At 39.1% G+C, this 12,590-nt stretch carries 22 protein-coding genes; 1 reads left to right on the top strand and 21 read right to left on the bottom strand.

The genetic code is table 11. The features are described from left to right. Positions 1-34 precede the first annotated feature (34 nt). From ACN0VI_RS13985 to ACN0VI_RS14040, 12 genes are all read right to left on the bottom strand, one after another. Positions 35-427 carry a hypothetical protein gene (locus ACN0VI_RS13985; protein ID WP_417447198.1) on the bottom strand — a complete coding sequence of 131 codons (393 nt, stop codon included), beginning with the start codon at positions 425-427 and terminating at the stop codon, positions 35-37. After that, positions 424-1,116, bottom strand: coding sequence for a hypothetical protein (locus tag ACN0VI_RS13990; protein ID WP_417447199.1), 693 nt, complete (start codon positions 1,114-1,116; stop codon positions 424-426). Before ACN0VI_RS13990 ends, ACN0VI_RS13985 begins: the two co-directional genes overlap by 4 nt. Then, positions 1,113-1,307, bottom strand: a complete 195-nt coding sequence (locus tag ACN0VI_RS13995) for a hypothetical protein (RefSeq protein ID WP_417447200.1) — start codon at positions 1,305-1,307, stop codon at positions 1,113-1,115. The genes ACN0VI_RS13990 and ACN0VI_RS13995 overlap by 4 nt, the downstream gene beginning before the upstream one ends. Positions 1,308-1,352: 45 nt before the next feature. Further along, positions 1,353-2,162 (bottom strand): hypothetical protein, encoded by an 810-nt coding sequence (locus ACN0VI_RS14000; RefSeq protein ID WP_417447201.1) that lies wholly within the window; start codon positions 2,160-2,162, stop codon positions 1,353-1,355. A gap of 10 nt (positions 2,163-2,172) precedes the next feature. Further along, on the bottom strand, positions 2,173-2,760 hold the full coding sequence (locus tag ACN0VI_RS14005) for a hypothetical protein (RefSeq protein ID WP_417447202.1): 588 nt from the start codon (positions 2,758-2,760) through the stop codon (positions 2,173-2,175). Positions 2,761-2,946: 186 nt separating this feature from the next. After that, positions 2,947-3,447: a hypothetical protein gene (locus tag ACN0VI_RS14010; RefSeq protein ID WP_417447203.1), complete on the bottom strand. Its 501-nt coding sequence runs from the start codon at positions 3,445-3,447 to the stop codon at positions 2,947-2,949. Positions 3,448-3,638: 191 nt separating this feature from the next. Further along, positions 3,639-4,256 (bottom strand): hypothetical protein, encoded by a 618-nt coding sequence (locus ACN0VI_RS14015; RefSeq protein ID WP_417447204.1) that lies wholly within the window; start codon positions 4,254-4,256, stop codon positions 3,639-3,641. Continuing rightward, positions 4,246-5,715: a hypothetical protein gene (locus ACN0VI_RS14020; RefSeq protein ID WP_417447205.1), complete on the bottom strand. Its 1,470-nt coding sequence runs from the start codon at positions 5,713-5,715 to the stop codon at positions 4,246-4,248. Before ACN0VI_RS14020 ends, ACN0VI_RS14015 begins: the two co-directional genes overlap by 11 nt. A gap of 79 nt (positions 5,716-5,794) precedes the next feature. After that, positions 5,795-6,604: a hypothetical protein gene (locus tag ACN0VI_RS14025; protein WP_417447206.1), complete on the bottom strand. Its 810-nt coding sequence runs from the start codon at positions 6,602-6,604 to the stop codon at positions 5,795-5,797. Then, positions 6,601-7,239: a phage terminase large subunit gene (locus ACN0VI_RS14030; RefSeq protein WP_417447207.1), complete on the bottom strand. Its 639-nt coding sequence runs from the start codon at positions 7,237-7,239 to the stop codon at positions 6,601-6,603. Before ACN0VI_RS14030 ends, ACN0VI_RS14025 begins: the two co-directional genes overlap by 4 nt. Then, the gene (locus ACN0VI_RS14035) at positions 7,220-7,711 is read right to left on the bottom strand and encodes a terminase small subunit (RefSeq protein ID WP_417447208.1); all 492 of its coding nucleotides are present in this window, start codon (positions 7,709-7,711) and stop codon (positions 7,220-7,222) included. The genes ACN0VI_RS14030 and ACN0VI_RS14035 overlap by 20 nt, the downstream gene beginning before the upstream one ends. Before the next feature lie 20 nt (positions 7,712-7,731). Then, positions 7,732-8,133 carry a hypothetical protein gene (locus ACN0VI_RS14040; RefSeq protein WP_417447209.1) on the bottom strand — a complete coding sequence of 134 codons (402 nt, stop codon included), beginning with the start codon at positions 8,131-8,133 and terminating at the stop codon, positions 7,732-7,734. 191 nt (positions 8,134-8,324) lie between these two features. Here ACN0VI_RS14040 and ACN0VI_RS14045 point away from each other — a divergent pair, with 191 nt between their 5' ends. Beyond that, complete coding sequence (locus tag ACN0VI_RS14045) at positions 8,325-8,516, top strand: hypothetical protein (protein WP_417447210.1); 192 nt, start codon at positions 8,325-8,327, stop codon at positions 8,514-8,516. An 88-nt stretch (positions 8,517-8,604) separates the two neighbouring features. Here ACN0VI_RS14045 and ACN0VI_RS14050 read toward each other — a convergent pair whose 3' ends face one another. From ACN0VI_RS14050 to ACN0VI_RS14090, 9 genes are all read right to left on the bottom strand, one after another. After that, a complete protein-coding gene (locus ACN0VI_RS14050) occupies positions 8,605-8,979 on the bottom strand; it encodes a hypothetical protein (RefSeq protein WP_417447211.1) in 375 nt (124 codons plus the stop codon). Continuing rightward, positions 8,976-9,152 carry a hypothetical protein gene (locus ACN0VI_RS14055; protein WP_417447212.1) on the bottom strand — a complete coding sequence of 59 codons (177 nt, stop codon included), beginning with the start codon at positions 9,150-9,152 and terminating at the stop codon, positions 8,976-8,978. The genes ACN0VI_RS14050 and ACN0VI_RS14055 overlap by 4 nt, the downstream gene beginning before the upstream one ends. Continuing rightward, the gene (locus ACN0VI_RS14060) at positions 9,149-9,349 is read right to left on the bottom strand and encodes a hypothetical protein (RefSeq protein WP_417447213.1); all 201 of its coding nucleotides are present in this window, start codon (positions 9,347-9,349) and stop codon (positions 9,149-9,151) included. The genes ACN0VI_RS14055 and ACN0VI_RS14060 overlap by 4 nt, the downstream gene beginning before the upstream one ends. Before the next feature lie 162 nt (positions 9,350-9,511). Next, positions 9,512-9,943: a hypothetical protein gene (locus tag ACN0VI_RS14065; protein ID WP_417447214.1), complete on the bottom strand. Its 432-nt coding sequence runs from the start codon at positions 9,941-9,943 to the stop codon at positions 9,512-9,514. 208 nt (positions 9,944-10,151) lie between these two features. Next, a complete protein-coding gene (locus ACN0VI_RS14070; protein WP_417447215.1) occupies positions 10,152-10,574 on the bottom strand; it encodes a hypothetical protein in 423 nt (140 codons plus the stop codon). Beyond that, positions 10,575-10,931, bottom strand: a complete 357-nt coding sequence (locus ACN0VI_RS14075) for a YcbK family protein (RefSeq protein WP_417447216.1) — start codon at positions 10,929-10,931, stop codon at positions 10,575-10,577. A 9-nt stretch (positions 10,932-10,940) separates the two neighbouring features. Further along, positions 10,941-11,213, bottom strand: coding sequence for a hypothetical protein (locus ACN0VI_RS14080; RefSeq protein WP_417447217.1), 273 nt, complete (start codon positions 11,211-11,213; stop codon positions 10,941-10,943). Next, on the bottom strand, positions 11,203-11,715 hold the full coding sequence (locus ACN0VI_RS14085) for a hypothetical protein (protein ID WP_417447218.1): 513 nt from the start codon (positions 11,713-11,715) through the stop codon (positions 11,203-11,205). The genes ACN0VI_RS14080 and ACN0VI_RS14085 overlap by 11 nt, the downstream gene beginning before the upstream one ends. Continuing rightward, complete coding sequence (locus tag ACN0VI_RS14090; protein WP_417447219.1) at positions 11,712-12,584, bottom strand: hypothetical protein; 873 nt, start codon at positions 12,582-12,584, stop codon at positions 11,712-11,714. Before ACN0VI_RS14090 ends, ACN0VI_RS14085 begins: the two co-directional genes overlap by 4 nt. Between the last annotated feature and the right edge of the window lie 6 nt (positions 12,585-12,590).

A 12,590-nucleotide genomic window follows, 5' to 3' on the forward strand; every position in this document is an offset into this window, starting at 1 on the left:
TTAATTTTCGTTACGTCACCACTCATATAGACTCCTAGTCATTTTTAAGAAAGCTAATTCTCAAGTTCATTAGAAATTTATGAGTGCGTCCGTTAGAGTATTCTTCATCTCTCTCAAAGCTTTCACACTCAATAATGAGTTTAGGAATGTTTGCAAATTTATTCTCGTTAATTACTTGAGAGCGTATCGCATCGATCTTGTCGAATAATGAAGCGAGTGAGACTTTAGGTTTTTGATTTAAAGAGACGTGTAGGACAGCGTCGAAGTCTTGGAGCTTATATTGCTCTTGACGAGTAATATTGACGACTCCAGGAACGAAGCAAAAAGCATCTTTTTCTGTGGCCATCTCATTTATATCACCCTCAAAGCGAGCGATCTTAAATCCTTGAAGAAGTTTTTCAAGTTGTTCGACAAATGATTCAATCATCGTCTCACCATTGAGCCAGAACTAAATACACTCGATTCAACTTCTTCAGTCTCACCATCGCCATCAAGGTCAATCTTTAGAAATTGTTTGTCTTGAGATGCTTTATTGGCGAGATACTTATAGTCATTCGCCTTTTTCTCCAAGATCCCATCTGGTGTATTTTTGAAGTCGTTATAGATTAGATAAAGTGTAAGGAACTTTGACCACTCGTTAAGCTCTGGCGTGACCTCGATGCGGTCTTTCGTGATCTTATCGTCCGTGTCCTTAGTTCTTAGCCCTCTCTTCCATAACTCAGCAAGGATAAGCTCTTGAGCTTTCCTATGACGGTTTAAATGAGAATTACGGCCTGCTTTACAGTAATTAAGAATATCTCCCTCAAGATCTATGATGTCGCCATCATCAGAAAAAAGCATATCTTCCTCGGGAGTAACAACCAAAAGTGTGTGAGTCTTTAGGATATTGTCATCACCGTTAATTCTAACCGTGATAGTTTTACTTCCCTCGCTTAGATATATCCAGTCGAGATACTTATCATCAGCATCAATCGAGACATAGTCTTCACTTGCTGCGGTCTTAACCTCAATAGTATCGATCTGATCACCATTAGTCGAAAGCGTTGCAGAGACATCGATTCTAGTGGCGTCATTAACTTGAACAATTTTTTCTGTCTTAATTACTGGAAAGATCATTTATTGGCCTTTTTCTTTGTGGTCTTTTTAGTGACTTTCTTTACGGCCTTTACTTCTTCGACTTGGAATAGCTTATAAAAAATATTAAAGCCGATACCGTCGTGAACAATCGCAATCACTTCATGTTCTTTAAGAGAATTTAAGAACGGTGGAATTTCTTCTCGTGTAGAGAGTAATTTTGCTTTATACATATAGGCCTAAACGAAAAAAAGGCGACCGAAGTCGCCCATTATTTACTAAACTGGATCAGCCAGCTTAACTACATATTTAAGGTCTTGCACAGCTTTTACACCGAACTTAAGAACCTCTGACCACTCAGTACCGTTTGCTTTTACGGCTGGAGCAGTATTCACGTCTGGCTCACCGTGATCTGCGTAAACAACTCCACGCTTAGATGCGATAAGTGTTTCAGCAAAAGTGTGCTCCATTACATCAAACCCATAGATTCGACCAATTGCACCTGTCACTAAAGGAACAGACGAGTTTGCAAGCTTTGCAGCATCAGTAAATGCAGTATGCTTTAAGATCTTTGCAAAATCTGTCGAGTTAGCAAGAAGTACTTGCTGACCAGGAATGATTTTTACATTGTTATCAACAAGAATTTTTCTTGCATCAACAATATCATTTCCAATATCAGCAGATCTTTCAACCGTCTGAGTTGTTGCAGCAGCAGCATCGTGAATCGATTGATCACGATCGTTAAGAATTGAAATCATACCATCGCGAAGCTCAGCTTCAGTAAGATTGATTTTTGATTCTTTCTTAAGGCTATTCTTAATTAAGAAACAATGACCTCTTTCAATGCTAAGATCAAGCTTATCCATAGTATAAGATCTGTTTTTGTATTCCATTGTTCCAGTCGCATCTTGTGTTGTAACTGGCCCAACCTTAGGGAACTCAACTGAGTCGCTACCCATTTCTGCATACATTGATACGTCAGTAAACGCAGTATGAAGACCTGGAGTCTTTTGAAGAATTTCCTGTACTTGTTCTAGGATATTCGATGATGTAACGATATCCGCTTTTACAAATGGTGCATCTGCCATTCTTTACTCCTTAGTAAATACTTGCTAGGGCATCTCGAAGAGTACCTTTTTTTGAATTTTGTTTTCCACCATGTCCACCGTCTGCTGGTGGTTTGTTATCTGTGGCGAAAAAGTTAAGTGCAGAATGAGCGTCTTTTTGATTCTTGATAAAAGTTTCAAGTTCACCCGAATTTGCATTAAAGTCTTCGTCGAAAGAAACTGAGTCAGCGTACTTGTTCTTTACTAAGTCCATAAACGTGTCAGCGACCTCTGGTCTAAGCCCTGCTTTGATTGCAGCATCTTTAACCTGACCATCCATGATCTTGCTTTTAAACTTAGAAGAAAGCTCATTTACTTTCTGCTCGTTCTTGTCGGCCAATTCTTTGTACTTGCCTTGCTCTTTTAAAAGCTCCTCTTCTTGTTTAAGCTTTGCTTTTTCAAAGTCAGACAACTTAGCTTTAGTTCCCTTTAACTCTTGAAATTGATCGGCATTAGCTTTTTTAAGGGCCTCTAATTCTGCGTGAAGTTCTTCAACAGATTTTCCAGACGCAGCACCGCTTCCGTCTTCGTTAGGAGTACCACTCCCACCTTTGTTTAGATCTTCGTCTTTTTCACTCACTTCAAACCTCCATAGTGTGTTATGAATTAAAGAATAAGATGAGTGACCAAGTTTTTTGCGAGAATTACTTTGAAGCGTTATTTTGATTTCAAGATATGAAAGATTGATAATATTTTAATAGGAGTTAATCTTCTCCTAATAAGATCTCCATCTTTGAGTTTATTCGGCCGGCGCAAGTCGGTCGTCTTATTTAAGAGCTCGCCTTATTGATCTTCGAACGATATTTGTAAGAACTCTCTTCTTTGCTTTTGTAAGTCCGAAGATTTTGTATTTTGACTTGAGGTATTCATAGAGTTTCTTATTGGACAATTGCCCTTTGTTGTAACCTTTATGATTTCCAGTCGGTGCAATTGTGATCTGACTCTTTGAGAAGTTGATTTTAGATTTAATCGAGTTAATAAATTGCCCTGAGAAGACAAGGCCCTTGGATTTCTTATAGTTTTGATCTGGTGTGACTTTACCTGATTTAATTAATCGCTCACGTTCGTTTTGCCACTTCTTAGACGGCTTACTTATGGCACTAGCATCATTAGGATCTTTCCCAAGTTTTGCACTACCTACTACGTGCGTATGCGCTGATTCAGCGACCTCGTTAAGCATACGCTTATCTTTGATCGATTTTCTTAGAACCTTTTCGAGGTCCTTATTAAATTTATCAATGTTTTTGAACTTTATTTGTGCTGACATTGCCACCCTTGAGTAGTCTAAACTTACTTGATCGATCTTTACGAAGATTAATATTAAGATAAGATAAAGTATCTCTAATCTCTCCATGTAAACTAGCGAGCATTTTTTGTTCAAAAACATTCGTTGGATCTAATATTTCTAGTAGTTTCTCAATTTCATTTACTCTGTTAATAATCTTAATCTTTTCAACACTATTCATCATTGCCAAAATCTCCAAATAAACGATTGAGTGTAATTGTGCTCGATCTGCTTTCTTCTGTTTGAGCACGTCTTAGAATATCAAGTGCCGTCAGAGAGCTGGAATTGCTTTCTTGCTGTCGATCATTTTGAGGCGTGACTTCACTTGCATATTCGTCTCGAATCTCTTCTAAGAGCTTCTGAGTAGCACCAAAGAACTCTCTTTTCGTTCCCTTTCCTTGAAAACCTGTCATGTGGCCATGAGCTTTGTCGTTACTCTCTTGATCGTTCCAACCGACGATGACCGTGTCACCCTCGATCCCTTTTATATCCATGAGATTAAGCATATCGCCTGTTAAGCGCATATTGACGTTGCTCTTACTTTTTCCGTAGGCCTTAAACTCGTCACTATCGACATAGTCAGGATCATAAGCTTTCATATTGCGACCATGAACTGAGTCACCCTCGCGAATACGATCAATCATGCGATCAATGATTTCTTGACCTACGCGATTTTTAAAGCTGTCAGGAAGTCCAGTCGCCTCGAATAACTCTCCGAGGTCAATTCGTTGTTCAACCAGCCATGAGCCAGACGAGCCACCGATAACTAGACCTTTGATCTTAGCTGTCATCTTCTAACTCGTCCTCGTCTTCATTTTCATCGACTTCGACTTTAGGCTCGGTATTTCCGAACTGTGCTTTTTCTTCTTCGATCTCTTTGAGTTTCTTCTTGGCAGCATCACGATCCTTAAGATTGTGAACCGTCATCGTTGTATCAACTCTTGAAGCAACGCCTTTTTCTTCTCTGATGTAAGCACGATCTTCTTTCTCAGCTTGAGTCTCAACCATCTCTGGCTCTTTGTACTCGACACTAATTGAAACATTATTTAAGCCTTGAACAATGTACTCTTTATTTAAGACCTTTGTCGTGTTGTTTGAATACTTCTCCATAATCACTTGAATGATCTTGAAAAGCTGTCTTTCAACGTCCTGATAAATGGAGATATCTTCTTTTGTCGCATTAAATCTTTCAATGAGAGCAAGTAAGCGCTCCCAACCCGAACTAAACGCTTCACTACTTGAATTAAGCTTAACTGATCGTGGATCAACACCCTCACTTGAAAGGAAAGCACTAAGAAGTGTTTCAATTACTTGGATAGAACCTGGAATGTCTGGCGATGGTGAAACAAATTCAAACTGGCACTCAATGACATTTCCATCATTATCAACTTTAGTTGGAAGTCTTAAAAACTTATTAATTCCGACTGTCGCACTTGTTGCCTTTTCAATTAACTCGGCCGGACCTTTAATGATTGAAATCGAAAAGCCCTGCATACGCATAACATGAAGAAGATCCGTGAGCGCAGCATTGAATTGAATAGTGAACTCAGCAAGTCCACGATAATCGTCAACAAAATAACAATCATCTTTCTCACCTGACACGTCAATGATCGGGATCAGACCAAGTGGATTACTTAGATCTTTATTTTCGCTTGTGATTTCTCCATGGCCATCCATAACGAAGTTAAACTTTTCAGACCAGATCGTGAAACGAGAGTTCTTCTTTTTATCAAAGTCCGTATCTTTTGTGCATACATGGCGAAGATTAGGAATGATATAAATGAGATCACCGTCAAGCTCTTCGTAAACCTTGTAGTTATGTTGCTTTAAAGGGTGAAGCTCGATCTTTCCTTTGTGTACTTTAACTTGAATTGCATTTTGAAGCTGTGTGCGAAATAACCTATTCGATCTTAAAAGCTTTTGATCAACTTTCATTAAGTCATAGAGGTCTTTAATTGGCTTATCGTCCTCGATACCACTAAAAGTCCTAGTTGGTGCATCTTTGTAAAGTGACGCCTCTTGATTGGCGATCTTCTTTGTCATATTCGCAGTCGAGAAGATGCTCATTTCCTTAACGGTACTTGCATCATACTTGTCATCAAGAAAGGCCTTAACGTGCTTGTGAATTTTCCCAGAATAGATTTCAGTCTCGTAGATAGACTGTTTAACTCTCGTTTGCTCAGTCTCATTTGAACTATCAAAGAATTTAAGTAGTTTTTTTCGATCTTCTTTATTGCTTAAATCAAGCATGGCATCCCTCGTGTTGCATATTCCTATATAGGATTGCACCTGAGAACAAAAAGAGCGCCCTTACTACGTTTTGGCGTAGTTATCCATTGATTTGGAAGTTATCTAACTCGTATAGAGATTTGATGGCCCTTGGAATTGAGCAAATAGCATAACCACCACCAGTTGTGATGTGCTGATATCGGTTTGAGTCGTCCTCTATGTATGCGCCACCTTTCTTGAGTTTTGTCGTTCTAAAGCCTGTAGCGAGAGTCTTGCACCCTTTATAAATAAAAAGCCTAATATCACCTAGGTCGTTTCGTAGGTAAGCATTAACCGAGTTGTGACGTTTCTTGATAGGTGGGTTTGATCTTGGCTGAACCATCTTAAAATTGATATTCTTTCCATCTGGTCGCACATAGTTTGCGAGATATTTCTCAATTATTTCATAGTCCGACTGCAGGGATTTCGTTGATCTTGCGTGACCAGTACCGTCACCAGTAACAAGATAAAGAGAATCGTGATCCAATACTCCACGCATGGCCAAGTCTTCGCACGACTCATTAGTTCTAGCGCCGTCAATGACTGACTCTTCAAAAAAGTGAAACATATCGGCATCTTCATCATATTGACCCACGCACATTGAGAGCGGCTTTCCCTCACCTATGTTAAAATCCCATGAAAGAAATATAGGTAGTGCAGGATTAATCTCATAATCAGCATCGATAAAATGCACGTCGTGAGTATATTCAGAATAGACGATACCTTTAGGATCGTCGGCCCATTCACCGTGGAGCTTTCTTCTTGCCTCAAGTGGCGATAAGTTTTTTCTTAAGTTTGCAACGTATGTCGGTGGTAAGAAAATATTATCTTCTGTCTTAGAATAAAATACCTTTCTGTTTTGATGTTTCATTCTTCACCCCAGTCTTGAGTGATAAAATAGCGATAGGCCCAATGAGCTTTTGAGTCGGGATTGGTTAAATATAAAAGCCAGTTTTCTCTTACGTTAGAGTTTGATGGAGCAACTCGCCCAACACGAGAGAAGATTTCAGGGTGAACGGCCTCGCAGATAGGAGTGTCATTTTCCGTCACCTCTTCCCATATTCCAGCGCTGTAATTGTGCGATCTAAGTTTCTTATACTTCTTATCACTCCACGACTTTGAGCGAACCTTAGCACCATTTAGGAAGTCGATTGATGCCTTAGTATTGTTTATCGTATAATGGACACCTTCTCGCATAATATCTTTATGGCCATCAATGATGATTTCAGCACCGAAGATATGCTCTTCCATTGTCGCAAAGATCGTCTCTTTAAGATCTGGCATGGTTTGTCTAAATAAACCTAGGACAGCATCACTATACATTAAGCAATGAGTGACGCCCATGTGTGCAGCAAAGATCGACTTAGCACTACCAACTGCACCAGATAGCAATAACTCAAGAAGGCCATGAGCTTCATAGTCATATTCTTGTCTCATATAGCGAAGAACATCATTTTGCCACGCTACGTCTTTGGGGTTAAAGTCGCTAAACGTCGGATTTGCCATTATCGTGCTTCAAGACAAACTCAATCTTAGCTGGAGCGCTGTCTTTTTTCTCAATTAGTTCTACATATTCAGAAAGGACACCAAGTGCTTTCATCTTGTCGTGGAGTTTAAGCTTTGCTTTCATCTCCATAAATTCATCGTCTTTATAAGTTTTAGTTACCTCGATTTCTTTAACGACCTTTTGCTTATCTTCATCAATATGACCACCGTACTTAAGACTGATATGGTCATCAGACACATTGATAAAATCGTAAATATTAGAGAACCCGATAGATTTGTACTCTCGAAGTATTCTTTCACGAGTAACGCTTCGCATCTCTTCGGACTCAGTTAACTTCTTAGAAATCAAGTCCTTTATCTTAGGATTTCTTAGGAGAGCATGAGAGCTTGTTTGAGCCGCTTCATAAGACGAGTCCTTGTAAACAGACATATATGCCTTAGTCGCGTTTAAATCGACTAAATAAGCATCCACAAATAGAATGTGCTTTGGACTTAGTTCTTCGATGTGACCTCAATTACAGTGATCTCCATTCTTGGATTTTTGCGGTCGATCTCGCCTGAGTGATAGAAAGTGGACTCAATAAAGCGATCACAGTCATCTTCAATGATCCTGCACTTAGTAAGTGCATCACAAAAGAACTTCTCGTGGAGAGCGCACACGTTGGCACGATCTCGCCTGATCTTGTCTCCAGGAATGAGCTTAAACTCCAACTTAATCTTATCCATAAGCGGAAGCTTGCAGATCTCACGACTGGCCAAGACTTGATACTGATTCTTAACTCTTGATTTCTCTTGAAAATGCCAATTGCGAAAAGGATTCATGTTGATCGAATACTTCTTGTTCTTAAGAAGAACGTGCAACGGCATTGAAATTGTGTATTTCTTCGTCTCCATATTACAAGAATACAGAGACTTTGAAGATTATTTGATTGGGTTACTTAGGGGCGTAGGTATCAAAATGCACTCGGTATTTTTTCTCATTAAAATAATTTTTTTACATATAGTTTTGCTTTGAGTAGTCCGTTTTCGATATAATAGACTTAAGAAAGCTTAACATGATGTTGAGCTAAGAAGATGGAGATAAGATGACAGCAAAGAAAGACCTACAGGTAGGCGACAAGGTAAAAATCAAGAGAGACAAAACTACGAGCGACAGGCTTCATGGATCAGAGATTGAGATCAAGCGTATAGACAAGAATGGCGTGGTAACTGGTTATGATCCCAACGATAGCAATAAGGAAGTCGATATCTCAAACTATGAATACGAAGAGGATTAACCCCTCTTCGCCTCTTTCATCCAGTACAAACAAAGCATTATTGAACTTAAATTAGTCAGCATTAACACTAGGATTATGATTTCATTGCTCACTTCTCCCCCTTGTTTTTGAAGTATTCTCTGGCTCGTTTGCCTTGGTCGGTTTTTATCTTCGCCGAACAATCATAAACTTTTATAGTTTTAATATTTGGCTGTGATAATTCTGTCCCCTCGGCATAATCTTGCTTAAAAATCGCCGTTGTCTGATTCATGTCTATATTCCTTTCTTTTAAGAAGTAATAATTCTCGTTGCCATAGAATTTTAAAGCACTCTCAGTCTCTTCGAGTTGTTTTTCTAGTTTGTCGATTTTTTTATTTAACATCACCCATGTAGCCTGAGCGAAGATATCCTCTTTCATCCATTTTGCATCATCTCTATCCCCAAGATGGCTTGCAAACTCTTCACACCATTCTTCAAAGCTCATTTTACTGCCTCTACTTTTACTTTCTTAACCCTATAGCCACGGCGATAAAGATTTTTCCAAGTGTCGCCAAAATCCCTCTCTGCTTGCTTTCTGCAATCTGATGCGAATATTTCAGCACCTACAAAAAAACCTGTGTCTTTTCTCCATAACATAAAAAAATACTCTGGCTTCATTTCAACTCCTCTAGTGTTTGTCGTGCTTTTTTGGGATTGATCTGATTCCATTCATCAGCGTACCACTCAACACACTTCCTCAACTTCTCGTTTTCGGCTTTGAGTTTTTCAATTTCTTTTTCTTGCTCGTATTCTTTTCTAGTAGAATAAACCTTTGCGTCACTGTTAACCTTTGCTTTACCATCTATAAATGCCATTACTCCACCTCACAAAATAATTTAGTAAAAAACATACGATCAATGTAGAAGCTTTTATTGCAAGTCCTACTGCTAGCCTTTGCTATGGAAATATTAACTGACAAGAATGACCATACAAATACAAATGCAAAAATAAAGATACCGTATGAATCTAAGAACTCTTTAATTACTTTCATCAATCACCTCAAGCTCTCCATTATCCCTATAGCGTTTATATTTGCGTCCGTTTGGTAGTTCTATGTATTCGAGTGGATTAATGTCCATTATATCGTCAGTAAGAAGACATATAACGCCACTCACTCGATTCATATACTCAGTGACAATATGATATTCCCTTTCCTTTGGCGGTTCGACTAGGTTCATGTTTTGGTCGTAGAATTTATAATCCTCAACAGCCTCGTCATCATAGTCGATAAATAATTCGTTCCCGTCATACGTAAATTCGAATGACTTAACACCTTTTTCCATTACAACAGATAGAGGCCAGCATTTATCTTCAGGCTTACCATCCACTCCAAGGTTACCATCATCAAATAAACCTCCTCGCTTAATTTTTTCACAATTGTAAATCTTTTCTAATGTCCACTTACTCATTTAATCCCCAATAAATACTCGATGGCCTCTTCCTTGGTGGCCGATCTTTCTTCGATAACTTTCTTTCTGAATGATCTTCGATCCGTGATCTTTCTAATTGACGGCGTTTCGCAAGCAAGGCAAATCGCTTCGTCATAATTTTTGAATACGGCCCTGCATTTTTTGCGAGATTTTCCGCACTTTTTGCAAATTAGTGATTCGGTGGTCATTACTTCATTCTCTTTCCAAAAAGTATTAACAATCTTCCAATACCAAGAGTCCAGCCATAAAGTCTTTTTCCATTCTTCCATCCGATCTGCCATCCATGTGCGCTGATAAAGCTAGTTCTTGCGAACGCAGAGCTGTACTCTGACCACTTAAACGAAATAGGCCACATTACATGGTCTTTTCTGGTGACTGACTTATAAATACCCTTGATGTTGACTAACTTACGAACCTTAAAAGTAAAAGAAGTCTTGCCTCCTAGTTTTGCGATTTTTTCTTCGTTTTCGAAAGATAATCTTTCGAAGATTCTCTTTATCTCTATCCTATTTTCTAGGGAGGCATTAAATAAATTTGAGCCCGTTGAAAAATCCATCTCACCCTCATCGATTCCGCTTTCGTTGATACCTATTTTCACAAAAACTTTCATCTACCACCTCGCTCTTTCTTGTCTCGTGTCGATATGAACAAAGCCTTTCTCGATGTATAAACCTAGGCCACAATGATCCTTTTTGAGGTTTGCAAGGAAGTTGTAAACTGCGACCGGTGAAGTATCTTTGACGACAATGTCCGCGGCGATCCCTAGTCTGTGCTTACTACTTTCGACACTACCAACGGCTTCATTATGTTCCTTACAACGAAACGCCGATGTGATGATAACTGGTTTCCCAAAATGCTCACGCACGGCCTCTAGTGTCTCTACAAGCTCGTGATCGATAGCGATTTGTTTCTTGCAACACGAACAAGAAAATTCGTGACGTGAAAAGTTCTTTGATAGATCTCCCATTATCTCCCCTTAAGCTACTAGCTTGATATTTGATTTTGTTTTGACGATGATCTCATTCTCTTTTTGATCGAATGTGATATCACCCTCTTTGAGTTTTTCTGTGATCTGTCCGATTAGCTTGTTGACGTGATTTGGCATCCAGTCCACGACCTTGAGAGCAACGATTCTGTGTGAACGAGGTAAAAAGTCGATATCTAAATCGTGAATGACGGCGAACTTGCTTGCGATAGCGCATACACCACGAGCATCAATGCTAAGATCTGATAAACCGCTAACTTGCATAATCGATCCCATGTTGATCAAGCTTTTCCTTGAGCTTCGTGTTTTCAGTTTCAAAAAGCGAAAGTTGAGATTTAAGCTCATTCTCAAGCCAAAACTTATCTTGCTCTGCTTTCATTTGAGCGGCCTTGGCCTCTTCGATAAGCTTGTCTTTTTCAGACTTACTCATTCCATCACCAAAGAATAGGTAATCACGATCGCACTCGAATATGGTGCAGAGAATTTCGATATACCTTGGATCCGATACAATCGTTCCGGTCGTCCATTGGTGTACGGTCATGTTAGGCAAGCCGATCTCCGCAGCGAGCGCAAGAGGCTTGATTTTGTGCTTGAGCAGTAATTTGTTAAAGACCTGCATAAAAATCACGTCTTTGTTTTTTAATTGCTCAATTCTTTCTGTCTTTTTCGATAAATCCATTTGAGCGTCTCCGAGTTTGAAGACATTTTCACAAACGGAATTATTTAATTTAATTGGATTACGTAGCGACGTAGCGAGCGAGATCATGCGACCTCCCTGAGAAGATTGTTCAGATTGTAGTTATCCATTCGTCCAAGCTGGGCAAAACCTCCGTTGTTTTGGATGAAATCAATCTCAGCTTGATTGAGTTTACCAGGGGGAAGTTCCTTGATCGTCTGAATACCTTGAGCAAGTAAGGCCTTGATCTTGTTTTGATCTATTGAGCTGGAGCTTGATTTATGATCCTCGACGTTTTCTTTCGATTGCCAGTCCTCCCATTCAGAAACGAACGAGTCGAAGTGCTTTGTAAATTGCATCTCGATTTTATTTAGCGCGATGTAGTGAGCATAATTTTGAATGGAGATTTTTACTCTCTCGTAGTCGTCTGGCTTTTTCTTGAAGTGAGAAACAAGCTTTGAGACACCTCGCTTTTTTCCCTGTTTTCTTGGATAGATTTTATAAAGCTCCTCGATATCAGAATTTGAAATTTTAGACTTTTGCTCACAATCTTTGATTTGAGCATTACTCTTATCTTCTCTTATCTTATCTTCTCTTATCTGGGTGACCGCTGGTGTTTGTAACTTTGAGTTATGGTAACCAATTGATTTCTCGTGTTCATTTACAAAATACTCAATGTGACCATTTTCTTTGAGCTTGTTGAGAATTTCATCAATGGACTCATTCGAAATACTGCAATTATGGTGAGAAATGAACTTATAGGTTAGCTCAAATTCGTCAGATTTCTTGTCGGCCATTATGCCAAGTAAGAAGATCCAAATAGCTCGGCCCTCAAGAGATACGTCAAACATATCGGCCCTAAAAGCAAGCTTTGAATCACACTTGAACCAAGGCATTGTGTTGCGATCTTTCCTGTTTCTAAATTTCTCCCAATCGTTGATCTTAATTTTAATTTTCAACTTCTT

Source organism: Kangiella sp. (genome assembly GCF_048265365.1).
In the GTDB taxonomy this organism is placed as follows: Bacteria; Pseudomonadota; Gammaproteobacteria; order Enterobacterales; family Kangiellaceae; genus Kangiella.